At 67.9% G+C, this 24694-nt stretch carries 20 protein-coding genes; 12 read left to right on the top strand and 8 right to left on the bottom strand.

Annotated features, from left to right (window positions below):
• Positions 1 to 67: 67 nt before the first annotated feature.
• Positions 68 to 1420 carry a sulfatase gene (locus AAF481_13350; protein MEM7482156.1) on the top strand — a complete coding sequence of 451 codons (1353 nt, stop codon included), beginning with the start codon at positions 68 to 70 and terminating at the stop codon, positions 1418 to 1420.
• A 146-nt stretch (positions 1421 to 1566) separates the two neighbouring features.
• On the opposite strand, the gene AAF481_13345 is transcribed toward AAF481_13350, so the two are convergent.
• Genes AAF481_13345 through AAF481_13330 form a run of 4 tightly spaced genes read right to left on the bottom strand, consistent with a single transcriptional unit; the run spans position 1567 to position 6778 of the window.
• Complete coding sequence (locus AAF481_13345) at positions 1567 to 2772, bottom strand: DUF2062 domain-containing protein (GenBank protein ID MEM7482155.1); 1206 nt, start codon at positions 2770 to 2772, stop codon at positions 1567 to 1569.
• Between the two features lie 28 nt (positions 2773 to 2800).
• Positions 2801 to 4426, bottom strand: a complete 1626-nt coding sequence (locus tag AAF481_13340) for an NAD(P)/FAD-dependent oxidoreductase (GenBank protein MEM7482154.1) — start codon at positions 4424 to 4426, stop codon at positions 2801 to 2803.
• Positions 4427 to 4455: 29 nt separating this feature from the next.
• Complete coding sequence (locus AAF481_13335; GenBank protein ID MEM7482153.1) at positions 4456 to 5313, bottom strand: polysaccharide deacetylase family protein; 858 nt, start codon at positions 5311 to 5313, stop codon at positions 4456 to 4458.
• A gap of 28 nt (positions 5314 to 5341) precedes the next feature.
• On the bottom strand, positions 5342 to 6778 hold the full coding sequence (locus tag AAF481_13330; GenBank protein MEM7482152.1) for an AMP-binding protein: 1437 nt from the start codon (positions 6776 to 6778) through the stop codon (positions 5342 to 5344).
• Between the two features lie 219 nt (positions 6779 to 6997).
• Here AAF481_13330 and AAF481_13325 point away from each other — a divergent pair, with 219 nt between their 5' ends.
• From AAF481_13325 to AAF481_13305, 5 genes are read left to right on the top strand one after another with little or no spacing between them, the layout of a single operon-like run.
• Positions 6998 to 7291: a phosphopantetheine-binding protein gene (locus AAF481_13325; GenBank protein MEM7482151.1), complete on the top strand. Its 294-nt coding sequence runs from the start codon at positions 6998 to 7000 to the stop codon at positions 7289 to 7291.
• A 10-nt stretch (positions 7292 to 7301) separates the two neighbouring features.
• A complete protein-coding gene (locus AAF481_13320; GenBank protein ID MEM7482150.1) occupies positions 7302 to 8549 on the top strand; it encodes a beta-ketoacyl-[acyl-carrier-protein] synthase family protein in 1248 nt (415 codons plus the stop codon).
• Positions 8549 to 9850, top strand: a complete 1302-nt coding sequence (locus AAF481_13315; GenBank protein MEM7482149.1) for a beta-ketoacyl synthase N-terminal-like domain-containing protein — start codon at positions 8549 to 8551, stop codon at positions 9848 to 9850. Before AAF481_13320 ends, AAF481_13315 begins: the two co-directional genes overlap by 1 nt.
• The gene (locus tag AAF481_13310; GenBank protein ID MEM7482148.1) at positions 9847 to 10554 is read left to right on the top strand and encodes a glycosyltransferase family 2 protein; all 708 of its coding nucleotides are present in this window, start codon (positions 9847 to 9849) and stop codon (positions 10552 to 10554) included. Before AAF481_13315 ends, AAF481_13310 begins: the two co-directional genes overlap by 4 nt.
• Positions 10551 to 11312 carry an SDR family oxidoreductase gene (locus tag AAF481_13305; GenBank protein MEM7482147.1) on the top strand — a complete coding sequence of 254 codons (762 nt, stop codon included), beginning with the start codon at positions 10551 to 10553 and terminating at the stop codon, positions 11310 to 11312. Before AAF481_13310 ends, AAF481_13305 begins: the two co-directional genes overlap by 4 nt.
• A gap of 7 nt (positions 11313 to 11319) precedes the next feature.
• Here AAF481_13305 and AAF481_13300 read toward each other — a convergent pair whose 3' ends face one another.
• Positions 11320 to 13098, bottom strand: coding sequence for a VWA domain-containing protein (locus tag AAF481_13300; protein MEM7482146.1), 1779 nt, complete (start codon positions 13096 to 13098; stop codon positions 11320 to 11322).
• A gap of 183 nt (positions 13099 to 13281) precedes the next feature.
• Between AAF481_13300 and AAF481_13295 the strand changes: the two genes are divergently transcribed.
• The 3 genes from AAF481_13295 (at position 13282) to AAF481_13285 (ending at position 16706) form a co-directional block, all read left to right on the top strand.
• Entirely contained in the window at positions 13282 to 14475 is a 1194-nt protein-coding gene (locus AAF481_13295; GenBank protein ID MEM7482145.1) for an AAA family ATPase, read from the top strand.
• A gap of 12 nt (positions 14476 to 14487) precedes the next feature.
• Positions 14488 to 15315, top strand: a complete 828-nt coding sequence (locus tag AAF481_13290) for a MoxR family ATPase (GenBank protein ID MEM7482144.1) — start codon at positions 14488 to 14490, stop codon at positions 15313 to 15315.
• A gap of 209 nt (positions 15316 to 15524) precedes the next feature.
• Positions 15525 to 16706, top strand: a complete 1182-nt coding sequence (locus tag AAF481_13285) for a VWA domain-containing protein (GenBank protein MEM7482143.1) — start codon at positions 15525 to 15527, stop codon at positions 16704 to 16706.
• A gap of 4 nt (positions 16707 to 16710) precedes the next feature.
• Here AAF481_13285 and AAF481_13280 read toward each other — a convergent pair whose 3' ends face one another.
• Positions 16711 to 17832 (bottom strand): transglutaminase domain-containing protein, encoded by a 1122-nt coding sequence (locus AAF481_13280; protein ID MEM7482142.1) that lies wholly within the window; start codon positions 17830 to 17832, stop codon positions 16711 to 16713.
• Positions 17833 to 18025: 193 nt separating this feature from the next.
• On the opposite strand from AAF481_13280, the gene AAF481_13275 reads away from it, so the two are divergent.
• The 3 genes from AAF481_13275 (at position 18026) to AAF481_13265 (ending at position 22913) form a co-directional block, all read left to right on the top strand.
• Entirely contained in the window at positions 18026 to 18433 is a 408-nt protein-coding gene (locus tag AAF481_13275) for a DUF4332 domain-containing protein (protein ID MEM7482141.1), read from the top strand.
• 254 nt (positions 18434 to 18687) lie between these two features.
• A complete protein-coding gene (locus AAF481_13270) occupies positions 18688 to 20148 on the top strand; it encodes an NAD(P)/FAD-dependent oxidoreductase (GenBank protein ID MEM7482140.1) in 1461 nt (486 codons plus the stop codon).
• Positions 20145 to 22913, top strand: coding sequence for a hypothetical protein (locus AAF481_13265; GenBank protein ID MEM7482139.1), 2769 nt, complete (start codon positions 20145 to 20147; stop codon positions 22911 to 22913). Before AAF481_13270 ends, AAF481_13265 begins: the two co-directional genes overlap by 4 nt.
• A gap of 179 nt (positions 22914 to 23092) precedes the next feature.
• On the opposite strand, the gene AAF481_13260 is transcribed toward AAF481_13265, so the two are convergent.
• Together AAF481_13260 and AAF481_13255 are read right to left on the bottom strand one after the other, a co-directional pair.
• Positions 23093 to 23806, bottom strand: a complete 714-nt coding sequence (locus AAF481_13260; GenBank protein MEM7482138.1) for a hypothetical protein — start codon at positions 23804 to 23806, stop codon at positions 23093 to 23095.
• Positions 23803 to 24612: an AAA family ATPase gene (locus AAF481_13255; protein ID MEM7482137.1), complete on the bottom strand. Its 810-nt coding sequence runs from the start codon at positions 24610 to 24612 to the stop codon at positions 23803 to 23805. The genes AAF481_13260 and AAF481_13255 overlap by 4 nt, the downstream gene beginning before the upstream one ends.
• Positions 24613 to 24694: the final 82 nt, after the last annotated feature.

Genomic DNA, 24694 nt, shown 5'->3' with positions numbered 1-24694 from the left:
GATTCTTGGCCTCGGATTCCTCCTCGCCGCCATTGGTTGCGGTCTTCCGGAGGGCGACGCCGGTCGCGTGAACCGCGCGGCCGCGCGGCCGAGCATCCTGCTGATCACCATTGACACCCTGCGGGCGGACCATCTCTCGACCTACGGCTACGGTTTGCCGACATCTCCGGCCCTCAGCGGCCTGGCGGAGCGCGGCACCCTGTTCGAGAACGCCTTCTCGGCCGCCTCCTGCACCGCCCCCAGCCACACCTCCCTGATGACCGGGGTGATGCCGAGTTTCCACACCGTCGGAGCCTTCAACAGCAAGTTCCCCCTAGAACCGGAAGCGGCGACCCTGGCGGAGCAACTCGCCGCGGCCGGCTACGAGACGGCGGCGGTGGTAAGCAACCCGGTCCTGGGGCCTCATCTCGGCCTCGACCAGGGCTTCGAGGTGTACGACTCTGATCTTCGCGGCCGTGAGCAGAACCGCGACCAGCCGGAGCAGCGGGTGGAGGCGGCTCTGGAGAAGGCGCGCGCCCTGCTCGCCTCGCCGGCCTTCTCCGGCGAGCGGCCATACTTTCTGTGGTTGCACCTACAGGACCCTCACGGTCCCTACCTGCCGGCAGCGGAGGCTCCCACCCTCATCGAGGCAGCGGCCAAGCGGGACATGGGGGAGGACCAAACCGTTCTGCCGGTGGGTACCGACCAGTCCGGTTACCGGGCCATCCCGAAATACCAGGTACTGCCCAACCTGGAGGGGCGAGTGGCCGCCTACGTGCATCGCTACGACCGCGAGATCGCTCATCTCGACCGGCAACTCGGGCGCTTCCTCGAGGAACTCGAAGCGACTGGCCGACTCGACAACACCCTCCTGGCGGTGACGGCGGACCACGGCGAAGCCTTCGGGGAAGACGGCTTCTACTTCGCCCACGGCCACTCGGTGGGGCTCGATCAGGTGCGGGTGCCGCTGCTCCTCGTCGGCCCCGGCGTGCCGGCGGGCGGGCGGGTGTCGGCGCCGGTTTCCAACCTCGGCTGGTACGCGACGGTGCTGAACATCGTCGGCCTCGGCGGCGACTCGGCCTATCCCTCGCTCCTCGAATCCATCGCAGGAAGCGAAGGGCCGGTTTTTGTGGAGAGTCTGGGGCAGGTCGGCGTGGCCCTCCAGGGCCGCTTCCTGCGCCGCGATCGGGTGCCGGCGGAAGACGACGCCTTCTGGCAGGCGCCCAACCCCACCACCGGCGGTTTCTGGAAGCCCCTCGGCCGGCAGCTCGTTTCGTTGCCCTTCCTCACCGGGCGCGACGCGGACCTCGACGACCTGCTCGACGGCTACCTCCGCCGGGCGCGCGTCGGCATGCGCCAGGCCGCCGACCGGCGCCGCGGCGAGATCGCCCACGACGACGAGGATCTTCGGCGCCTGAGAGCTCTGGGCTACGTTAACTAGCGGGTTGCTGAAAAGCGTTTCGCGCATGATTCGGCAACACTGCTAGTCCTATTTCCAGGGGGCTAGGCGCCCCCTCGCCCTGCGGGCTCACCCCGTCCTCGGCGGCTCTGCCGCCGCCTCACCTTTCGGGTTCGGTCGTTGGGCCGCTAATCTCGTGGCCCGGTTTGGCTTCGATTCGATCCTTCTACGGGCCTACGAGCGCCCAGCAGCACATTCGAGTAGGGCGTGCCGGCGGACATCGGGTGTTCGTCGGTGACCCGGAGGCCGATGCCCTCGAGGCAGCTTCGCCATTCCTCGGCGGAGCGGTAGGCGAAGCGTTGGCGGAAGTGGCCGCGACTCCAGGCCGCCAGCCGTTCGCCGACGCGGGTCCAGAAGAAGGCGAGGCCACCGGCGGCGTCGGCTTCGCGCAGCAGCAGCAGGCCGCTCGGGCGCAGGGCTTGCGCGACCCGGCCGAGGAGCGCTTCTTGCTCGTTCCGCGGCAGGTAGTGGAGGACGTCCAGCAGCACCACGCCTTCCGCCGGCGGCAGGGGGGTGGTCGTCAGGTCGCCGGTCTCGAGACGCGCTTCCGGTCCGAGGGCGACGCGGGCGGCGGCGATCTTGCGCGCTGAGCGCTCGAAGCCGAGGATCTCCAGTTCCCGCGGCGGCTCCGGCCAGCCGGCGGGCCAGCCTTCGGATCCTGGACTTTCCGGTTTCCGCTCGGCGGCGGTGGCGACGAGAGCCGCCAGGATTCCGCGGCCGCAGCCGAGGTCCAGCAGCAGGCCCTTCGGCGGCAACAGGCCGCTTTCCAGCAAGCCCAGGTACAGCGGATCCCAGCGCAGCTTTCCCAGTACGAACTCCCAGTCGAAGACGCCGGAGGCCAAATAGCGCTTGGCGGTGCGCTCGATCAGGCGCTGGCTAGGGTTGGGTCGGCTCCAGCGGCTGGAAATGGCGAGGGCCAGCAGGCTGAGGAGGACGGCGAGCACCACGCCCACCACCAGGCTGCCGACGACCAGGTGAGCGCCGAGGCGGCCGACGGAGGGCAGGGCCCGAAGGTCGAAGGTGGGCCAGTCGCCGTCGAGCAGCCGGTGGCCTACGGCCAGTTGCGCAGTGACCAGCAGTGGGGCCGTGAAGGGGTTGTTGACATGGGCGGCGAGGTAGGTGCGCACCCGGGAGAGGCGCAGTAGGCGGGCGAAGGCGACGCACAGAACCAGGTGCAGCCCGTAGATCGGCAGGCTGCCAATGAAAACGCCGAGGGCCACCGAACCGGCGTTGTTCGCCGGGGTGCCGCCTTCGGTGCGAAGCTGAAAGTGCATCTCCGCGAAGGCGCGGTGGAAGCGCCGCCGACGCGGCGAGTCCTTCGGCTCCTTGCCCAAAGCGATGGCGCCTGAGGAAAGGGATCGGTCAGGGAGGCGAGGCGACGGCGCGCGGGACGGGCTCGGACAGGTCGACTCCGCCGCGCCGTAGTCGATGGCCGAGGTACTGCAGTTCGGCCTTGAGCCACAGGCCCACACCCTGGCGCAGCATGCCGAGGGAGGCGGTACCGAGGCCCGGCGACTTGGCGGCCAGCCGCCAGCGCGCATTGCGCCGCCCGTAGAGGCCCACCTGGCGCCGGAACCGTGCCAGCCGCACCAGCCGCCGACTGTAGCCTCGCAGGATGCGGTAGGCGATCTTCGACTGGGGGATGGGCAGCCCGAACATCGGGTTGCCGAGGGCTTCCAGATCCTTGTGGATCGGCGTCACCACGCCCATGTAGTAGAGCGCCGTGTCCATCAGGAACGCGGCGACGGTGAGTTCGGCGTCGCCCATCAGCTCGTATTTGCCGCGGTAGAGGGCGTCGAGCCAGCGGTGGTAGGACAGCTCGAACTTCTCGTTGTGGGCCTCGATGCGCTCGCTCAGGGCGTCGCCGTCGAGGCGGCCGGCGAGGTCGTCTTCGATCAGCCGGACGGTCGCGTAGACGGAGATGGCGGCGTGGTCGAGGCCCGGGCTGTAGTACGGGTCGATAAACGATGCCGCGTCGCCCACCAGGGCCCAGCCGCGCCCCATGTATTGCTCGGAGCGGAAGGGCAGGTGGTTGAAGGAGTGGAAGTCTTCCTCCATCAGCTCGGCCGAGGCGAGGAGTTCCTTGAGGCCTGCCCGGGAGCGCAGAAACGCCTCATAGTTCTCGCCCTTCGAGCCATCGCCGGGCAGGTCGAAGAGGTCCTTGTTGTAGACCAGGCCGATGCTGGTCTCGCCGCCGGATAGCGGGATGCTCCAGCTCCACCAGCCATAGCCGCAGAAGTGGTTGGTGGCGAGGCGCCGGGAGCACGACAGCTCCGGTAGCCGGGGAGCCCGAACCTCGGAACCGCGGGAGGCCAGGCCGTCCAGATCCTGCACTCCCTTCCAGCGTCCCCACAGGGCCGCCGTCGGGTGTCCCTCGGTGCGTCGGCGGAGGCGCTTGCGGCGGGCGATGAATTGGTGCCGGCCCGAGCCATCGATCACCCAGCGGGCGGTGACCTCTCGCTCGGTTCCGTCGGCGCCTTCGATCCGGATCCGGCTGGTCGGCCATTCGTGCTCGATGGAGCTGACCCTCGCCGGCCGCAAGACGTCGCAGCCGCTCTGCACGGCGCGGCCGAGGATGGTCTCGTCGAGCTTCGAGCGGTCGAGTTGGAAGGAGGGCAGGGACGGCAGCCGCGATGGGCCCACTTCGCTCATTTCTTCGAGCGGCCGGTTCGGGCTGTCCGTGAACCAGAAGCGCAGGCCGTGCTTCGGCAGATGCTCCCGAGACAGCTCGTCGTAGAGGCCGAGAATACGGTGCAGGAACAGCCCCGAGATCTCCACCGTCGCTTCGCCGACCTTGCGCGGGAAGGACTCTTGGGATTCCACCACCAGCACTCGGGCCTCGGGCCGGGAGCGCTTGAGCAGGGTGGCGGTGGCGCTGCCGGAAAAGGCACCGCCGATCACCACCACGTCATAGTCCGCCAAGCCAGGAGCTGCCGGTGACGCGGTACCCGGTGGGCCGGAGGCGGTAGGGGTGTGAGTCGTTTTCACGGTGTGTTTTCTGGGACGCCAAGTAGAGCCTACTGCACGCCCATACTATCCGCCGTGACCGGCCCGATCAAGCCCGCCGCGGGCAAGGCGACGGAGCGCAAACCCTTGCGCTGCAAGACTTCGAGAAGCCTTGGGAGGACGTCGAGGACCGGCGGCCGACGATGCCAGGGACCTTCCGAACGGCCGTCGTGGAGCAGCAGGATGTCGCCCTCAGCGAGATCCCGCAACAGATCACCGGTGATGCTCTCGGAGTCTTGCCGAACGGTGTCGTAGCCGCGCCGAGTCCAGCTCACCAGGCGGAGGCCGCGGCGGGCCAACAGAGGTTCGAGCCATGGACTCCGCAGGCCCGCCGGAGGGCGAAAGTGGACCGGCCGATACCCGGTGATCTGGGCCAACGCCTCCTGGCTACGGTCGATCTCTTCACCGGTTCGGCCGGGGCCGAGGATCGAGAAACGTTTCAGGTGGCGGAATGTGTGGTTGCCCAGGCGATGGCCCCGGGCGTGAATCTCGGCGGTCAAGCCCGGGTGGCGCTCCACGAGCTGTCCGATGACAAAAAAGGTCGCCTTGGCTTCGGTCCGATCGAGGAGGTCGAGCACCTGCGGGGTGACCTTCGGGTCCGGCCCGTCGTCGAAGGTCAGGGCGACTCGGCCCGCCGCACCGTCTTCCGGCAGCCGGCGGAGGTTGGGCCCCAGCAGCCGGCTGCGCGGCCAGAGGCCCGCTCCAACGGCCGTGAGGTGGTTCGCGGCCAGGCCGGCGGCCACCCACGGCAGGATGCTCGGACGAACGGCGGCCCAGGCGACGCCGGTGAGATGGAGAGCGCCGCTGGCGAGGAGAAACGGGCTGGGCCGCCAGGCTTTGGGACGCGGGCGCGGCGGGGTGGCGGTCATCCTGGGGCAGGAGTCCATGGGACCGTCGTCATGCCGAGGCTAGGCGCCCGAGGGCGATCCGGTCGACCTTTCCCCGGGCGGTGCGCGGGAGCTGCTCGACGATCACCACGCTGCGGGGCTTCTTGTGGTTCGCCAGTCGGCCGTCGCACCAGGCGAGAACTTCTTCGCGGCTGAGACTGCCCGGTTGGCAGGCGATCACGGCCCGCACTCCGGAACAGCCCTCGCCGGGTTGCTCGAGGGCGAGAACGGCTGCTTCGTCCACCCGATCGAGGGCCAGCAGCACCGTCTGCACCTCGCGCGGATTCACCTTCTTCCCGCGCACGTTGATGATGTCGTCCAAACGGCCGATCAACTGCAACTCGCCGCGCTCATCCCAGATTCCCAGGTCCTCGGTGCGAAAACGACCGGAGGCAAGGCGCTCTTCGCTGCAGCCCGACGGCAGGTACCCGCTGGCGACGGCGGCGGAGCGCACGATCACCCTGCCGCCGTCCTGTGGCCGGCCGGGATCGAAGGCTTCCAGTTCGATCTCGACGCCGTCGACCGGGGTGCCGACGGTGCCGCGCTCGGCGCCTCCGCCTTCGCGGTCGTAGGCGATACCGCCGGATTCGCTCGAACCGTAGAAGGCGTGCACCGGCAGGCCGAAGCGGTCCCGGAAGCGGGCCGCCGTCGCCGCCGGCAGCAGGGCGCCGGCGGAGATCACCAGGCGCAACGCCTTCGGCGTCGGCGGCGGTTCCGCCAGGCGTCCGATGGCGGAGAGGTAGGCCGGCACCGTCGGGAAGACCGTCGCACCCATATCCGCGGCCGCCGCCAGGGGGCCGAAGGGGCCGCGGCGGTTCGGCACGATCAGCGGGATGCCGCGCACCAGGGCGGGGGCCACCAGACTTGCCAGGCCGTAGGAATGGGACATCGGGATGGTCGCCATCAAGCGATCGTCCGGCCGGATTCCCATGGTCGCCACCAGGGCCTCGTCGTCCGCCAGCAGTGCCTCCGGCGGGGTGACGATGCCGCGGGCGGCGCCGGTGGAGCCGGAAGTGATCTTGATCAGGGTGCCCGCGGGTAGGGCTTCGGCCGCCGCGCCGGCGGCTTCGGCGGTCGGTTTCGTCCGTTCGAGGCGCCAGTTGGTGGGGCCCGACGGCCAGCCCTCGTCGCAGATCAGAAAGGCCCTGGCGCCGATCTCGCGGACGATCCGATGGCACTCCTCGGCGGGGGTGCGGTAGTCCAGCAGTAGGGTCGCCGCGCCCTGCCGGGAGAGGGCGATCAGGGATGCGAGGTAGGCCGGTCCATCGGGCGCCAACAGGCCGACGATGGTGCCAGGTGGAAGCTCCGCGAGGGAGCGCTCTGCGGCGCGGGCGAGGGCATCGATCTGGCCGGTCGTCGCGCGGGCGGTGGGCGAAGCCACCAGCGTGCGCGAGGGATCGCGAGTGAGCCGACGGTCGAAGGCGGCGGCTAGCGGATTGGCTCTCATGACTCCCGAAGCGAATAGGATGGAAACCACCACATCTGCTCTATAATACTGGTTTCGCCGGGATCTCACGGGCGGCAGGGGCTCATTGAAACGCCACCCCGTGATCCCTCGGCTACCCTGGTCTGCGTTGCAAGGAAACTCAATCAGCAGGGGCGTATCGAACGGGCGGTCTTCGGGTAGTCCGTGCAGCCAGGGCACGCCCCTTCTTGGAGGTTATCGATGTCCAATACCGCCGATCAGATCAAGAAGCTGATCATCGAGAGTCTCAACCTCGAGGGCATGACGCCGGACGAGATCGGCGACGACGATCCGCTGTTTGGAGAGGGGCTGGGCCTCGACTCGGTCGACGCGCTGGAACTCGTCGTGGCGATGGAGAAGGAGTACGGCATCAAGATCCGGAGCGACGAGATGGATCCCGAGGCGTTTTCCACCGTGCGCACCTTGTCGCGTTTCGTCGAGGAGCGACAGAATGCGCCGGCGGGAGACATGATCGAGGGGATCGCCCCGGCATGAGCGCTCCGGCATGAGCGTTGGGGCGGTCGCCGTCACCGGCGTTGGAGCCGTATCCGCCTACGGCTGGGGTATCGAATCCTTCTGGCAGGGAGTGATGTCCGGCCGCACCGCCGTGGCGACCTTCGATCGTTTCGACGCCTCTCCCTACCGCACTCACCTCGCCGGCCAGGTACCGCCGCCGCCGGCGGATCTGCCGGCTCACTTCCCGCACTGGCGGCGCCTATCCCTGGCGGACCGTTTCGCCGTCGCCGCGGTAAGTGAGTCGACGGCGATGGCCGGCCTGGAAGGGCCGGAGATCGGCGTCTACTTCGGCAGCAGCACCGGCGGGATGTTCGAAGGCGAGGCGTTCTATGCCGCTCTGGATCGCCGGTCGGGTGGCGACGGGCCTTCTTCCCCTTCCTTACCGCCCCTCTCCTTGCTGGTCAGTCAGCAGGTGAGCGCCCCGGCCGAAGCGGTCGCGCGCCACTTCGCCTGGACCGGGCCGGTGGCGACCTTGTCCTCGGCTTGTTCCTCCGGCACTCTCGCCTTGGGCATGGCCCTCGACGCCCTGCGCGATGGTGAGATCGAGGCGGCGGTGGTCGGCGGCGCGGATTCCCTCTGCCGCACCACCTATGGCGGTTTCAACAGCCTGCGCTCGGTGGACGAAGAGCCCTGCCGCCCCTTCCGGGCGGAGCGCGAAGGGCTCTCCATCGGCGAAGGCGGCGCCGCTCTGGTGCTGGAGACGGTGGAGCGGGCCGAGGCCCGTGGGGCGAATATCCTGTGCTGCCTGGCGGGTGCCGCGGCGACCAGCGATTCCCATCACATGACGGCGCCCCATCCGGAGGGTCGGGGTGTCGGCCAGGCGCTCCGCCGGGCGTTGGCGGATGCCGGTTTGGACGCCTCGGCGGTGGCCTTCGTCAACGCTCACGGAACCGGCACGCCGCACAACGATGTCGCCGAGTGGAAGGCCCTCGAAGACGTTCTGGGTGCCCGGGCGCGGTCCGTTCCGGTGACCTCGACCAAGGCCTGCGTCGGCCATCTCCTGGGCTCTGCCGGCTGCCTGGAAGCGGTGGCCACGGTACTGGCGCTGGATCGCGGGCGGCTCCATCCGACCCCCGGCGACGGCGAGGCCGATGCCGAGATCCCAATCTGGCTGGTGGTCGACGAGGCCCTCGAACTGGATCCCGAAGGCGCCGCCGCGGCCTCGATCAATTTGGCCTTCGGGGGCTGCAACGCCGCGGCGATCTTCACCCGGCCGCGGCGGAGTGCCCTTCGCTAGTGTCCCCGGAACCCGAAAACCGCCGGACTGAGGTGGTGGTGACCGGTCTCGGCCTGGTGGGGTCGGAGGGTATCGGTCCCGGCCCGTTGGCCGCGGCCCTCGCCGCCGGCCGCGGCGCGCGGCGGCCGATGGGGCCCTTCGGCCCGATCCCGCGGCGCCCGAACGGTCCGACGCATGCCGCCACCATGACCGACGAACCTCTCCGCCGCTGGGTGCCGCCGCTGGTCGGCCGGCGGATGAGCCCGCCGTCGCGCTTCGCCCTGGCGGCAGCCCGCCTGGCTCTCGAGGACGCCGGCCTGGAACCTTCCGAGGCGGCGGATCCCGCCACTGGGGTGGCCCTGGCGACCTCCTTCGGCCCCATGTCCTTCACCCAGCGGCTGCTCGATCAGGTGTTCGATGAGGGGCCGGAAGCGGCCTCGCCCTTTTTGTTCACGGAATGCGTCGCCAACGCCCCGGCCGCCCAGGTGTCGATCCAGTGCCGTCTGGCGGGTCCGAACCACACCCTCTGTCAGCGCGAGGCGGGGCCGCTCCTCGCCCTGGCGCGGGGTGCCCAGGAACTGCGCTCCGGGCGGGCTGAGCGCATGTTGGTGGGGGTGGCGGAAGAAGTGACACCGCTCATCTTCGCCGTGTTGGAGCGCTTTCGGGCCCTGGCCCGGCCGTTACCGGATCTGCCCGAGGCGGCCCGCCCCTTCGATCGCCGGCGCAACGGCTTCACCGCCTCCGAGGGTGCGGCGGTGCTGGTGTTGGAATCCGCCGATGCGGCGGCGAGCCGCGGAGCCATCCCGCGGGTGCGGTTGGCCGCCTGGGGCAGCGCCTTCGATCCCACCGCCGGCCAAAGCGGGTGGGGGCGCGGCCACGGCGAACTGGCGGCGGCCATCGCCCGCGGCCTGGATCGCTCGGGGGTACCTTTGAGCAGCATTGGCCGAGTGGTCTCCGGAGCTTCCGGCTCGCGCGCTGGCGATCGCCTCGAAGGCAGGGTGCTGCGAGCCTTGATGGAGCACCACGGCTTGGCGGCGGCGGTGCCCATCCTCGCCCCCAAGGGAGTGACCGGCGAATACGGTGGTGGATTCCTGGCGGCGGCGTTATTGGCGGGCCAGGGTTTGGCGTCCGAGGACGGCAGGTTCCCGGACTCGGCCCGTGGCGCTCTAGCCTTCGGACCGACGGCGGGCTTTGAGCGGGCGGATCCAGAACTGGCCGTGACGCCGCACGACGGCTGTGCCTTGCCGCCGGCCGGCCTGACCTTGGTGACCAGTTTCGCCGCCGGTGGCGCCGCGGCCTGGTCGGTTCTGGAGGCCCGGTGAAGGTAGCGGCGGTCATCCCGGCCTACCAGGCCGAGGCCTCCGTCGGCGCGGTGGTGGCCGGCACCCGCAAAGTCATGGGAGAGGTGCTGGTGGTGGACGATGGCTCCGACGACGGCACCGCCGAGGCGGCCGAGGCGGCGGGCGCCCGGGTGGTGCGCCACCGGCGCAATTGCGGCAAGGGCCGGGCCCTGGCGACGGCCTTTCGAACCCTCTTCGAGGACGGTTGGCAAGCGGTGGTGACCCTCGACGCGGACGGTCAGCATTTGCCCGAGGAGATCCCACGTCTGCTCGCCGCTTCGCGCGGCGGCGAAGAGCTGGTCATCGGCACCCGGGATCACCTCTTCGAGCAAATGAGCGCCGTGCGCAAGGCGAGCAACCGCTGTTCGTCGTCGCTGATTTCGATTCTCGCCGGCCGGCCGTTGACGGACATTCAGAGTGGCTTCCGGCTCTATTCCCGCGGACTCATCGCCGCCACCGGCTTTCCGGAGTCCCGCTTCGAGGCCGAGAGCGCGGTGGTGGTGCGGGCGGCGCGGTTGGGTTTGCCGGTGATCTCGGTGCCCATCCGCTTGGGTTTCGCCGACGGCCGCTGTACGAGTCACTACCGACCGTTGATCGACAGCCTGCGCATCGCCGGGGCGGTTTTCCAGGCGCGCTGGGACAGCCGGCGCCTGCGGCGGATCCATCAGCAGAGAGGGGCCCGATGACCAGTCCAGAAGGTCAGGAAACGGAGGAGATGCCGAGTCGAGGACCGGTAGCACTGGTCACCGGCGGTAGCGGCGGGATCGGTCGGGCGGTGGTCGAACGGTTGACCGCCGACGGATGGTCCGTGGCCTTCACCTTTCGCAGCCGGGCGGCCGAGGCGCGGCGCCTGGCCGCCGCCACTGGTGCCCACGCCTACCCCTGCGATCTGGCCGACCGACGCCGGCCGGAGGATCTGGTGGGGGAGGTGGAGGAGGTGCAGGGTCCCTTGGCGGCCCTGGTCAACAACGCCGGCATCGCGCACCAAGGCCTGGTGGCGATGACCTCCGACGACGATTGGGACCGGGTGATGGACATCAACCTGGGGGGCGCCTTCCGCTTCTGCCGGGCGGTGAGCCGCGGCATGCTCCATCGGCGCGCCGGGTCGGTGGTCAATGTCTCGTCCTTGGGAGCCTTGCGCGGGATGGCCGGGCAGGGGGCCTATGCGGCCTCGAAGGCAGCTCTGCTGGCCCTGACCCGGGTGCTGGCGCGGGAGGTCGGTCGACGGGGGGTGCGGGTGAACGCCGTGGTGCCGGGTTTCGTGGCGACGGAGATGACCGCCGAGCTGCCGGAGGCCCGGGTTGCTCAAATGCGCGCCGGCGAAAGCCTGCCGGCGGGGGTAGACGCCATCGCCGTCGCCGGGACGGTGGCCTATCTGCTGTCGGCCGATGCGGCGGCGGTCACCGGCCAGACCCTGGTGGTCGACGCCGGGGCCTCGATCTGAGGGCGGGCTACTTTCCCTTACGGTCTTTCTTGTTCGGGTTCTCGACGATCACCCTGCGCTGAACGAAGGACTCCAGACCGGACAGCTCGTCCCACACGCCGACGGCGATCTTGGGCTTGCCGCTGCGCAACTCGAGGCGGGCCAGATAGCCGATGTCCGTGGCGCGGGCCTCGTCCACCATGTCCGCCGGGATCTTCACCGGGTAGGGCTCCCGATGCAGGTCGCTGACGCCGCCCTCTTCGTCTTTGACGATCAGGTAGATTTGCAGCCGTCCTTCGGACTGCTCGCCGTTCGGAAGTAGGGTGATCTCGCGGACCGGAATCCGTACCAGCACCGGCAGCAGGTAGCGGTTACGGGCTTGCTTTTCCGGCTCCCCGGTTTCGATCTCGATGCCCAGAGGATTGCTCTCCAGGTCGAGCAGCAGTGACGAGTAGGTGCGATCGGCGATGCGCTCGCCTTGGGGCTTGTCCGTATAGCCAGTGCGGTGGCGCACCTGCAGGCCGGGTCGGTTCACCCGCACCTCGATCTTGTGGTATTCGCCGTCGCCGCCGCTGGGGGCCCGGTAGCCGAGGGAGTAGTAGGTGTCGAAGTCCGCCGACAGGCGGGCTAGGGCGTCGTCGAAGTTCTGGGTGTTCAGGATTGATGAGCCGCCGGTGGCTTCCGCCAGATCGATCATCGGCTCGGCGAGGTTCATCGAACGGATGTTGTCCAGGCCGGTCCGACCGCTGTCGCTGAAGCCCGTCTCCACCTGGCCTAAGGAGGCGGACAGGGCGCTCGAGCTGGAGCCGCCGGCGCCCTCGGCGTTGAGCGTGTAGAGGGTCACCTGATGGGTATTGGCCTCCCGGGCGACGGCGTCGAACAACGGCGTCTCGTCCTCCCGCAGGGCTTCGAGGGAGGGGTCGATGGTGAACCCCGTGACGTTCGCTCCGCGCAGTGCGGCGGCGCCGGTGATGTCTTGCAGGTACTGGTAGATCTCCTCGCCGGGGCGCTTCGGCATGCCGTTGCTGACGTACAGCATCGCCTTGCGGCCGGGCAAGCCGGCGAGGGACCGCAACACCTGTTCCATGGCGCGGGTGGAGCGGCGAGTGCTCGACTGGACGTTCTGTACGTAGGTGCGGGCAAAGCCGTGGGCGCGGCGGATGTTCGCCGCCGCTGCCGCCGGGTCGTTGGCTTCGGCGAAAAGAGTCATAGAGCGGTAGGCCTGGCGCCGCTGGGCGTCGATGGTCGGGCCGTAGGCGGCCTCCTGGCTCATCTTGGCGAGGCCGTCGAGCAGCAGCTTGTGATCCTGGGTGAAGGGCTGGACGACTTCCAGGGTGCGGGTGAAGCTGGCGAGCATGATCTTGTCGCCCTCGAAGAGCCGATCCTCGAGGTAGCCTTCGAGCACCTCCAGGAGCTGCCGCCGGGACTGTGGATAGATGTGCGCGTGGTCGATGAACACCACCAGGTGAAGCTGCTGATCCGGGGTCACCGGGCGCCGGGGGACGGGTGCCGGGCGCCGCGTATCGGTGACCCGAGAGGCGAAGGAGTCCTGGTAGGAAACCGTAAAGAAGTTGCTGATCTCCACCGGTTGCCCGTCCTCGAACAGTTCGAAATCGTCCTCGGTCAGGCCGGCGACGCGGTTGCCGTCGCTGTCCGTGACGAACACTTCGACGTTCACCACGTTGACGTTGAGCTGATCGATGAAGAGGTCGTTCTGGGCCGCCACCGGGGCAGTGCAGAAAACGGCGAGGAGTGGCAGGGCCGTCAGGGTGGCGAAGAGCTGCGGGCGACGCGGGAGCAGGGCCATGTTGATCTCCTTGGGGGTGCTGAGCCTCCGGTGCTAGATTGCCGTCGATTCTAACAGCCCCTGCTCGATGGGCTCCGTCCGTTGGCCTCCGGTGCTACGATTTGCGGTCCGCACAGGACGGTTGCGCCCTCTCTTTCGTATTACCGGCTGAGCGCTCACTGATCGTTGGCACGGAGTTGCACCATGGATTCGAACCCTTCCTCTACCCTCGAAGCACAACCTGAGTCCGGAACGCCGGACCCCGGAACGCCGGACCGCGGTACGCCGGACGGCTTGCGCCAGCCCAAGGACATCCCGCCGACGGAGATCTTTTCGGAGCTGCAACGCGGTGTGCTCGGGCAGGACGAGGCGCTGCGTTTCGTCTCCGTCGCGATCTACAAGCACACCACCGGCCGGGTCTCCGGCAACCTGCTTCTGGTGGGCAACTCCGGTACCGGCAAGACCACCATCATGAACAACATCCAGCGCCTCTACGACACCCTGCCGGAATACCGTTCGTTTCGCGCTCTGACCATTCTCAACGCCAACCTGCTGGTGGATTCGGACCGCACTGAGTTCCGGCCGGACCGCATGCTGCGCAGCATCGAACAGCGCGCCCGGCTGGTGGTGAGCGAGGAACCGACCGCCGACGAGCTGCAGCAGGCGATGGAGCGCGCGACGGTCTGTATCGACGAGATCGACAAAATGACCTCGATCCTCGGCGGCAAGCCCAACCCGCTGGGCGTCGTGCTGCAGCAGGGTCTCCTCACCCTGATGGAGGGCGAGCGGGTGGCCTACCAAACCCACGCCTGGGAAGACGGCAAGGAGCGGCCGGTGACGCTACGCATCAACACCGAGCGCATGATGTTCGTCTGCGGCGGAGCCTTCGAGGGGCTCTATGACCAGGTGTACAACCGCGTAACCAAGCCCGGCAGCGGCGTGAAGCTGCGCTCCGAGGCACGCCGCACGGCGGACGGCAAAGTGCGCATCGACACCATTTTCGAACTCGGCGAGTTCCTGCGGGTGAAGGACCTCTTCGAGTACGGCATGGTGCCCCAGTTCATGGCGCGCTTCGACAAGATCGTGCTGATGAAGGAACTGCCCCGCGAGGTGCTGGAGCAGATCCTCCTCAAGTCCTATGACTCGCCCTTCGTGCGCTCCCGCCGGTTCTTCGAAACCCTGGACATCGATCTCGAGATCGAGCCGCTGGCTTCGGCCTTGATCTCCGAAAAGGCCACCAAAGAGAGCCGCACCGGCGCCCGGGCGCTGCGCGACGTGTTCAGCAAGGTGATCAACCGCTACGAGTTCGATCCCTGGAATAGCGGCGGCTTGAGCGAGGAGGACGGCCGCACCCGACTGGTGATCGACGCCGACCGAGTGCGCGAAGCACTGGCCTAGCGGGAGCCTGCAATGACCTTTCGACAATTCACCGGCACGGAGAACTACCTGGCCTCGCCGGACCTACGGGATGCGGTGGACGTGTCCATCGCCTTAGAGAAGCCGCTGCTGGTGCGCGGCGAGCCCGGTACCGGCAAGACGGTGCTCGCCGAGGCCGTCGCCGAAAGTCTGGTGATGGAGTTGCTCTCCTGGAACATCAAGTCGTCCAGCAAGGCGCAGGACGGCCTCTACATCTACGACACGGTGCGTCGCCTGAACGACGCCCGATTCGGCGATCGGGACATCAGCGACGTCTCTCCCTACATCGAGCTGGGACCCCTCGGACGGGCGATCACCGCCGACCAGCGGGTGGTCCTGCTGATCGACGAGATCGACAAGGCGGACATGGAGTTCCCGAACGATCTACTGCATGAACTGGATCGCATGAGCTTCCAGGTGCAAGAGACCGGTGAGACCCACACCGCGCAGTTTCGGCCGGTGGTGATCATCACCTCGAACAACGAAAAGGAACTGCCCGACGCCTTCCTGCGGCGCTGCGTTTTCCACTACATCGCCTTCCCCGACAAGGAGGCGATGGAGAAGGTGGTGCGAATTCATCATCCGAATGTCGAGGAAGAATTGTTGCGTCAGGTGTTGCAGCGCTTCTACTGGTTGCGGGACCTGTCCGAGCTGCGCAAGCGCCCTTCGACCAGTGAACTGATCGACTGGATCGGCGCTCTGCGGCGGGGCGGCGTATCGGCCGAGGCGATTGAGGAAGAGCTGCCCTTCCTCGGGGTACTCCTCAAGCGCGAGACGGATCTCCAAGCGGCCCTGCGGGCCGGCCGGCGGGCCGACCACTAGCAGAACGCTGAAAGTGGCTTCGCCAATGTTTTCAGCAGCCCTGCCGGATTCATTTGTCCAGGGGGCGGGGCGCCCCCTCGCCCGAACAGTTGGTTCGGGCTCACCCCATCCTCGGCGGCTCAGCCGCCGCCTCGCTCTTCGGGCTCGGTCGCAGTTTGGGCGTGGTCTGTTTGAGTGCAGGTTTCTCGTGGTTTCTGGGTCGTAGAGCTGTGTTCACCGACTTCTTCTACTTCCTGCGCGCCTGCGGGCTCAAAGTGAGCTTGACCGAGTGGCTGGCGCTGATGCGAGCGCTGGTCGAAGGCCACGGCCGGGCCAATCTCAACACCTTCTACAGCCTGGCCCGCGCGCTGTTGGTGAAGCGCGAAACGGACTTCGATCTGTGGGATCGGGCCTTCGCCTCGTTCTTTCGGGGCGTCGAGAACACCTTCGAGATCGACGACGAGTTGCTCCGGTGGCTAGAGAACGCCGAGTTGCCGAACCTCGATGCGGCTCTGCCGGCGGGCATGGATCTGGAGGACCTGCGCCGCTTGTTCGAAGAGCGCCGCGCCGAGCAGACGGAGCGTCACGACGGTGGTAGCCGTTGGATCGGAACCGGTGGCGTGTCGCTCTTCGGCCACGGCGGCCGCAACCCCGCCGGGGTGCGGGTCGGCGGCCCTGGCGGTGGCCGCTCGGCGGTGCAGGTGGCTGGCGAACGGCGCTTCCGCAATCTGCGCGGTGACCGCCTTCTGGACACCCGGCAAATCGGTTTGGCGCTGCGGCGCCTGCGCCGGTTGGGGCAGGAGCCGGGACCGGACGAACTCGATCTCGACGGCACCGTCGACGCTAGCGCCAGGAACGGCGGCGAGATCGATCTGGTGTTCGCGCCGCCGCGCCGCAACCGGGTGCAGCTCCTCTTGTTGATGGATGTCGGCGGCTCGATGGATCCCCACACGGAGCTGTGCGAGCGCCTGTTCAGTGCCGCCCATTCGGCGCAGCACTTCAAGCGTTTCGAAGTGCGGTTCTTCCACAACTGCGTTTACGAGAAGCTCTACACGGACATGGCGCATGGGCGCGGTGAACGCACCGCCGACCGTCTCAGAGAACTCGACGAGCATTGGTCGGTGGTGTTCGTCGGCGACGCCTGGATGGCGCCCTGGGAACTGACCCGGGTAGGAGGCGCCCTGGACTACTACCACCACAACGAAGACTCGGGCCTGACCTGGCTACAGCGGATCCGTCGCCGCTGTCCGGATTCCGTGTGGCTCAATCCGGAGCCGCCGCAGGTGTGGAAGGCGCCGACCATTCACTGGATCCGCCAGGTCTTCCCAATGTTCGAGCTGACCCTCGAAGGCCTGGGTGAGGCGGTCGATGTGCTGCGGCGGCTGCGGCCCAATCGCCCCCTGGCGGCCTAGCGGGCTAGCGACTCGCTAGGGTGAGCTTGTCGATCTTCTTCTCCAGGCTCTCCTGGAACAGTCGCGACTGTCCGTCCGCATGGCGTACGGCCCGGGCGAAGTGCCGCGCCGCCTTCTGCTCATTGCCGCTCCGCTGCTCCAGTTGACCGAGGAGCAGGTGGATGTCCGGAATGTGCCGCTCCATCCGCCGGGCACGCTTGAGCAGGTGCCGGGCCGTCTCCAGGTCGGACGACGAGAGGCTCTTTTTCGCCTGTTCGAGAAGATAGAAGGGATTGCGCGTTTCGAGTTCGAGCGCCCGGGCGGTCATCGCGTCGGCCTTGTGGGAAAGGCCGGCGGAGCGGTAAATGCCGCTCAGATTCTCGATCGCCGGTATGAACTCCTGGTCCAGGCGCAAAACCTGCTGCAAAAGTGCGATGGCCTGGTGCCGGTCGCCGCGGCGAGCGGTGACCAGCGCCCGGTTGTTCAAGGCCTCGACCAGTCCGCCGTCGAGGTCCAGGGCCCGCGCGAGGTGACGTTCGGCGGCGTCCAGGCGGCCGGCCAGCAGGGCTTCGGCGGCGACGGCGTTGTGGTAATGGGCGGTGCCGCGTTCGTCGGAGATACGGCGCCAGCGACGGTAGGACTTGGTGCTGTTGGGGTAGAAGTCCACCGTCAAGGTTCGGTTGTCGACGGTGATGCCGGCCACCAGGTGGGTGCTGCGAACGGTCACCTCTCCCACCTGATGGAAGGTCTCGAAGTCCTGGATCTCTACGAAGTAGGCCTCGAGGCCGGCGCTGCGGGCCATGGCAATCATCAGGTTGACCAGCGACACGCAGTTGCCTTCGGCGCGCTCGAAAGCCTGGCCGGCGGTGAGGGTGGGATAGCTGACGTACTTGAAATGGAGTCCCCGGTGCTCGTCGAAGATCGCCTCCACCAGACGTTCGACCTTGCGGAAGGTGGTGCCCGGCGCCCGCTCGATGACCCGAGTGGCCTGCTCGATCTCCGGGGTGGCGGCGAAAGGCGAAAGCCACGGCTCGCCCTGAGTCGGACTCTCCGCGCTGGAGCCGAAGGCGAGTGCTGCGGTAGCGAAAAACAGGAAAAGCGCTGAGAATCCGCGTCCGAGACGGGTAATGCCGAGGTGCTGGGTCATGATCTCCTCCCGGGCCGATGACGGTGTCCCCATCCTATGAGTACGTCGAGGGTCGGTAGGGGTTGCCGGTCTCTTTTCCTCTTTCGCGCGATTTCCGATAACCTCTGCGCAGATCGAGCCTTACAATCCACCGCCGGGCGCCTTCGGACGAGTCCCGAGGGTCGTTCGCCACGGCTGCCGAGGAGAGAACGAAATGAACTACCGGATCGACGAAATCGAAGGGATTGGCCCGAAGTACGCCGCCAAACTGAAGCCGGCGGGCATCAAGAGCACCAACGACTTTCTCAAGCATTGTGCCGACCGCAAGGGCCGCAAAGCGGTGTCCAAGGAGACCGGCATCAGCGAGAAGCTACTGCTGGAATGGGCGAATATGGCCGATCTGATGCGCATCACCGGCATCGGCAAGCAGTTCGCCGAACTCCTCGAAGCGGCCGGGGTCGATACCGTCAAGGAGCTGCGCAACCGCAATGGCGCCAACCTGGCGGTGAAGCTGGCCGAGACCCAGGCCTCCACCAAGCGGACCCGGGTGGCTCCGGGCGAGGCCAAGGTGCTGGGATGGATCGCCCAGGCCAAGAAGATGAAGCCGAAGATCAGCTACTAGCAGCGCTGCTGAATGCGCTTCGCGCATGATTTCAGCAACGCTGCTAGTTTCCTTTCAAGGGGGCTCGGCGCCCGCACGCGTTCCGCCCCCTCGCCCGAAGATTCTCTTCGGGCTCACCCGGTCCTCGGCGGCTTTGCCGTCGCCGAGCCCTCACGGGCTCGGTCGCAGGCAGTGGCTGAGTTGGAAAACAGGACCCAATGACGGCACCTCAGAGAGATCGACCACCAAACCCCCGTTGTCTGGTGGATTACGGGGTGGGCGGTTGGACCCGGCGTGCCTTCCTCCTCGCCGGCGGCGCCAGCCTTGCGGCCTGTGCCACCGGCCGCAAGGTGGCGGCGCCGCTCGAGGAGGTCGTGGTGGTCGGTGGCGGTCTCGCCGGCCTGACGGCGGCCTATCGGCTGCACCGGGCGGGGGTTTCCGTGCGAGTGCTCGAAGCCGCCGACCGGGTCGGCGGTCGGGTGTTCACCCTGCGCGATCGCTTCGACGGACCGGTGGAGATGGGGGGCGACCGGATCGACTCCAACCACCTTACGATCCGCCGTTTGGTCGAAGATCTCGGTCTGGAGATGGAGGACCTGCTGGAGTCCGTCCTCCATCTGTCGTCGACCTATATCTTTGGCGGTCAGCGCCGGAGCGACGCGGAACTGGCCGAAGCTCTCGTCCCCTTGGCGGACCGTCTGGCCGGCGACCAAGCCCTCATCCTGCCCTACGGGCTGCCCGGATACCGCAATCCTGGCGGCGGCTTTCTCGATCGGCTGACCCTCGAAGAGTGGTTGGAGGTCGCCGGTGCCGAGGGCTGGGTGAGGGATCTGCTCGCCACCCTCTACGGCACCGAGCTAGGAGTGGATATCGGCCGCCAGTCGGCCCTCAACCTGGTGACCCGGATCCGTTGGGAAGCGCCCCTTTCGCTCAACCCGGCGGACCCTAAGCCCGCCATCCGCCTGTTCGACAACCGTAACCAGCGCTTTCGCATCCGTGGCGGCAACGACCGCCTGGTCGGCGCTCTGGCCCGGCAGCTCGCCGGCCGGGTCGAAGTCGGCGCCGGAGTGGAGGCCGTCCGGCGGCGTTCCGACGGTCTGTACAGCCTCACCGTGCGGCGAGGGCCGGCGGTGCGCGACGAGACGGCCCCGTACTTGTTGCTGGCCGCGCCCTTCCATGCGCTGCGCCGGATGGAGCTGAGGGCGGATCTGCCGACGGTCCAGCGGCGGGCCATCGACGAATTGGGATATGGCCGGCAGACCACCATGGCGGTGGGCTTTCGGGGAGCCCTGTGGCGCGACTTTGGCGATCGCGGAACGGTGTGGACGGATCGCCCGCCGGGTCGCGTGCGGGCGAGCGACGGTGCCGGCGCCTTGGTGCGAATGGCCGGCGGATCCGAAGCCGATATCCTGGCTCGAAGCGGTGCGGCGGATCGCGCTCGCGCCATGGTGGACGCCCTGGAAGGCCCGTGGCCGGGGCTCGCCGCGACCCGAACGGCCTCCGTCGCCCGCTATCCATGGATGGCATCGAACGCATGTTACGAGCCGGGTCAATGGACCGCCTTCGGCGGCGCCGAAGGCGACCGTTTCGGCCGTCTCCTGTTCGCCGGTGAACACTGCGCCCAGCGTTTCCGCGGCACCATGGAAGGGGCCTGCACCAGCGGCTGGGCTGCGGCCGAGTCGATTCTGGTCGATTTCGGCTTGGCGCCACCGCCGAAGCGCCGGAGAGCCCCTTGACCGTCCCTCCTGAAACCCGCCGCGGCGGCATCCGCAGGCTTCGCCGCGGCCTATGGGTCCTGGTGTTCGTGCTGGTGGCCTTCGAGTTGGTCTACTTGGTGGCAGGCAATGCTTTCCTGCGCTCCGAGTGGGGCCGCCAGCAGATCAACCGCCGGCCGGAGAAGTTCACCCTGACCTGGGACGGAGCCAGCACCTGGTGGCCGGGGCGAGTCCAGTTCTCGGGGGTGGTCGCCGAAGGTCATGCCCGCCGGGTGGATTGGAGTTTGACCGCTGATCGCGCCCTTCTGGTGATGGATCTGATGCCGTTGGTCCGCAAGATCTTTCGGACCGATGCCCTCTACGCCGAAGGGGTGACCTTCGCCTCGCAGCGTCTGGAAAAACCGCGCGATCCGATAGCGCCAGGCCGTTCGTCCGAGAATCCCAAGGCCAAGAAACCCTGGACGCTCCAATTCGACGACGTGGACTTGGCGGGGGTGCGGAGCATCCACTTCAACGATCTGGAGATCCTGCCCGATGGTGAGGAGGGCGACGAGGGCAGTGTGGTCGGAGGTTTGGTGATCGCTCTGCGCCGAACCGTCGAGGTGAAAAAGACCACGTTGACCTGGAACGGCGCCCGCTTGAACCTGCGCGGTGAGCCGTGGGTCCGCTCGCTGGACCTCACTAGCCAACTGGCCTTCGCGCCCTGGAATCCAAGGGAGCACCGCGGGTTGCAATCCCTGGCCTACTTGTCCGGCGAGCTGGGAGCGAAGGGCCGCATTGGGCTGCCGGGGGGTGAGCCCTCGAAGCGCTGGTCCATCGATGGCGAGGGAGATCTGCGTTTGCGGGCGGTGGCCGAGGACGGAATCTTGACTTCCGAGAGCCGAGCGTCGGTCGGTCTCGAGGGCTTCGATCTGCACCTGCCGAAAGGGCAACTCACCGCGGCGGTGGAGGTGGTGGCCGGGGTGGAAGGGGAGCTGCTGGTCGCCGGTCTCCAGGCGCGAGATCTGGCCTTTCGTCGGGAAGGTGCGGACCGGCCCCTGGTGACGTCCCGGCAGGCGCGCATCTCCGTGGGATCCGAAGATCGCTCCCTCGCCACCGGTCTCCAGGCGATGGTGAATCGCCTGCGTGCGATGCGAAAGGGGCCGGAGGGCGGCGCTGCGGCGAGGGTCGCGAGCATCGACGCCCAAGGCGTGAAGCTGCAGCGGGCGGGCCGCCTCGAAGGGGAACTCGCTCAACTCGCCGGTCGCTTGGATTTGAATGCGCTCGCCGACCGGCGCGTCGCCCTCGATCGGGTGCGGGGCCGCGGCGGGCGGGTGGCCTGGCTGGCGAAGGACGGCCGTGAGGGCGCGCGCGAGAGACCCGCTGGCCCTTGGGTCTATGAGGTGACCGATGTGGAGCTGGTCGAGGTGCCGAAGGTCTCCTTCGGTGCCTTCGACCTGGAGCCCATTTCGCGATTCGGCGCCCGTTCGGTGCGCTTTGCGCCGGGCCGTGAGATTGAGCTGGGGGGTGCCTTTGTACAGGAAGAAAACGGTCGGTTGACCGCCGCCGGTCGGCCCGTGGCCTCGAGACTGTTGCTCGACGGCACCTTGGATTTCGGTCCCTTCGACCTCGGTTCCGGGGGGCGCGAGGCGATCGCCCGGCTCACCACCCGGGCAAAGTTGAGCGGCCAGGTGACCTCCCTAGGTTTCTTCCGCTACGCCTTCGAGGCCGCCCCCTGGCTCGCCTTGGACGGTGCCGGCGACCTCGACGCGGACCTGCGCATCGATAGCGGCCGGCTCGCCGTCGGTAGCCGCCTGCGGGTCGATGCGTCGCCGGTCGAGGCCGACTTCCTGGACTACCGGGTGGTCGGCGACGCCGCGGTCAGCGCCATCGTGGCCAGCGACTCCCGGGGTCCGCGCGCCGACCTGTTTGTCAACCTCGAAGATTTCAAGATGGCCGGCCTGAACGATCCAGATCGTCCCTACGTCGAGGGCCGCGGCTTCCACCTGACCGCGACCACGGCCGACCTCGATCTGCGCAAACCCTTCGAGGATCTCGAAGCGGTGGTCGATCTGCCGAACTCTTCGGTGCCGGACCTGACCGTCTACAACGCCTATCTGCCGAAGCGCGCCAATGTCGGGATCGACTCCGGCAGCGGCCAGATCCAGGCATACTTCGAACTGTCGGCGGCCGATGACTCCGGCTGGGGCCGGGTCGACGTGCGCTCCTCGGAGGTCGGAGTGCATTTCCTCGACCAAGAGCTGACCGGCGCTCTTCACCTCAAGACCCGGCTGGAAACGACGCAACTGGAAGAGCGCTCCTTCGCCCTCGACGACAGTCGCCTGGAACTCACCGACGTCGAGCTCGTCAGCCCCGGCCAGCAGGTCGCCGAGGCAGACTGGTGGGCCCGGCTGGAACTCAACGAAGGCGACATGTCCTGGCGCAAGCCCTTGACTCTGGACAGCCAGGCAACTCTCTCCATGAAAGACACGGGATTCCTGCTGTCGGTGTTTTCGGAGCGCAAGCGTTGGTTGCACTGGTTCCAGCGTCTATTGGACTTCGAAGACGTGGTGGGCGACGGTCGGGTGGTGCTGGAGCCCGGCTCCCTGCGCCTCGATCCGGTGTTGATCTCGGCCGAGAAGCTGGAAATCCGCACCCGCCTGCGTTTTGCCGAGGGCAGCAAGCACGGCTATCTCTATGTCCGGTCCCACGGCCTGGCGGCGGGATTGGAACTCGACGGATCGAAACGCGACTTCAGGCTGATTCGGCCGAAGCAGTGGTATGAATCCCGCCCTTCCTTCCCGTAAAGGGCGGAGACTCCTGCATCTGCGGCATTGCACGAGGCCTCTCACCCTTGGCATTGGGTGCTGCCGAGGGCGGATGCGCCCACCTCTGCTGCGTCTCTCGGCTCCTCCCTTCCTCGGCGCCTGCGGTGGTGCTCGAAGATCCTCCCTTGGGTCTTTTCCGCTGGCATCCGTTCTAGTCCCTACTTCAAGCGAATCACCAACACCGCTTCGCCGTCGCTGACGGTCACCCGGTCGCGTTCGATGGCGTCCACCCGGACGCCGGAGATTCGTTCTCCCACTCCGACAATCTCGCCGTTGAGGACCGCTGCCGGCTGGACCTCGGACCAGGCGATGCCGTCGAGGGAAAGGGTGCCGCCACCGGGCAGTGGGGCTTGGCGCAGGTGTTCGCCGGCGGCCAGTTCGGGCACCGCCGCGGTGGCAGGCGCGGCCGGCGCTTGGGCCGGCCGCGCGGCAACCGGGGCGAGCTCCGGGGCCGGCTGCGGCGCGGGCTGGGCCGTAGGCGGCTGGGGAGCCGGCGAGGGTTCTGGCCTCGAGGGTGCCGACCGGGGAGGGACGGTGGGCTCGGCACGCGGTGCGCCCTGGGCGCCCCGCGGGGCAGGGGAGGCCTCGGAGACGGATGGGGTAGGAGCGTCGGCGATGGTGACGGGCACCGGGGTCGGCGCCGGCGCGACGGCCGCCGTCGGCGATGGCGAGTCGACGCCTCCACCCAGACGCGAGCCGAGGGAGAACACCGCCAGCGCTACGGCCAGGGCGGCGGCGCCGGCCAGAGCCCAGATCCAAGGTCGCGAGGCCTTGGCTTCGGGCAGTACCGGATAGGGCATGCCGCGTTCCGCCGCTTCTCGCCGGGCCGCCTCGACCCGCGCCTTCTTGAGGGCTTCGTTGATCAGACTCATGGCGCCCCTTCCAGGTCGCGGATCGCCCGCCGGACGTGCTTCCAGCGCAGGTGGTCGCTGCCGGTGACATAGCCGCACAGCAGGGTCTTGTCACACACCGCATTGACCAGCCGCGGGATGCCCTGGGAGTAGCGATGGATCCGCCGCAGGGCCCAGCGGCTGAAGGTCGGACGAGAATTGGCGCCGGCGACCTGCATGCGGTAGCGAATGTACTGGTCCGTCTCGTCGAGATCGAGGGGTTCCAGGTGATAGCGCACCGTGATTCGCTGGCGAAGCTGCCGTAGCTTGCGGGCGTTCAACTTCTCACGCAGCTCCGGTTGTCCGATGAGGACGATCTGCAGGAGCTTGCGCTGGTCCGTCTCCAGGTTGGACAGCAACCGGACCTGCTCCAGCAGGTCCGGGCTCATGTCCTGGGCCTCGTCGATCAGCAATACCACGTCGTTGCCCGCATGCACCTGCTCGAGAAGGAAGGAATTCAAGAACTCCATCGACGACACCCGGTCGATGCGGCCGACGCTGAATCCCAGCTCGCGCAAGATGCTGCGCAGTAGTTGATTGCCGGTCATCACCGGATTGAGGATCAGGGCGGTGCGGTAGGTCTCGTCCAGCTCTTCCAACAGCGCGCGGCTGAGGGTGGTCTTTCCGGCCCCGACCTCGCCGGTGAGCTGGATGAAGCCCTTGCGCTGGTGGATGCCGAACAGCAGGTGGTTGAAGGCCTCCCGGTGGCGTTCGCTGAAGAAGAGAAAACGCGGATCCGGGGTGATGTTGAAGGGCGCCTCGCGAAAGCCGTAGAAGTCGTTGTACATGGTTCTGATGCGGTGGCCTCGGTGCCGGCGGAGTGCTCACGGGCGATCCGGGGCAATCCGATCTCCGCTTCCCTCCGGAACA

It is taken from the genome of Acidobacteriota bacterium, from assembly GCA_039030395.1.
GTDB lineage: Bacteria > Acidobacteriota > Thermoanaerobaculia > Multivoradales > JBCCEF01 > JBCCEF01.
The sequence above is the reverse complement of the archived record's forward strand: the minus strand, read 5'-3'. Positions and strand labels throughout refer to the sequence as shown.

Coding starts and splice junctions, on each gene's coding strand:
- AAF481_13330 (MEM7482152.1), bottom strand. CDS start 6,778: ATGAGAGCCAATCCGCTAGCCGCCGCCTTCGACCGTCGGCTCACTCGC.
- AAF481_13335 (MEM7482153.1), bottom strand. CDS start 5,313: ATGACCGCCACCCCGCCGCGCCCGCGTCCCAAAGCCTGGCGGCCCAGC.
- AAF481_13290 (MEM7482144.1), top strand. CDS start 14,488: ATGACCTTTCGACAATTCACCGGCACGGAGAACTACCTGGCCTCGCCG.
- AAF481_13295 (MEM7482145.1), top strand. CDS start 13,282: ATGGATTCGAACCCTTCCTCTACCCTCGAAGCACAACCTGAGTCCGGA.
- AAF481_13305 (MEM7482147.1), top strand. CDS start 10,551: ATGACCAGTCCAGAAGGTCAGGAAACGGAGGAGATGCCGAGTCGAGGA.
- AAF481_13300 (MEM7482146.1), bottom strand. CDS start 13,098: ATGGCCCTGCTCCCGCGTCGCCCGCAGCTCTTCGCCACCCTGACGGCC.
- AAF481_13320 (MEM7482150.1), top strand. CDS start 7,302: ATGAGCGTTGGGGCGGTCGCCGTCACCGGCGTTGGAGCCGTATCCGCC.
- AAF481_13255 (MEM7482137.1), bottom strand. CDS start 24,612: ATGTACAACGACTTCTACGGCTTTCGCGAGGCGCCCTTCAACATCACC.
- AAF481_13275 (MEM7482141.1), top strand. CDS start 18,026: ATGAACTACCGGATCGACGAAATCGAAGGGATTGGCCCGAAGTACGCC.
- AAF481_13280 (MEM7482142.1), bottom strand. CDS start 17,832: ATGACCCAGCACCTCGGCATTACCCGTCTCGGACGCGGATTCTCAGCG.
- AAF481_13325 (MEM7482151.1), top strand. CDS start 6,998: ATGTCCAATACCGCCGATCAGATCAAGAAGCTGATCATCGAGAGTCTC.
- AAF481_13260 (MEM7482138.1), bottom strand. CDS start 23,806: ATGAGTCTGATCAACGAAGCCCTCAAGAAGGCGCGGGTCGAGGCGGCC.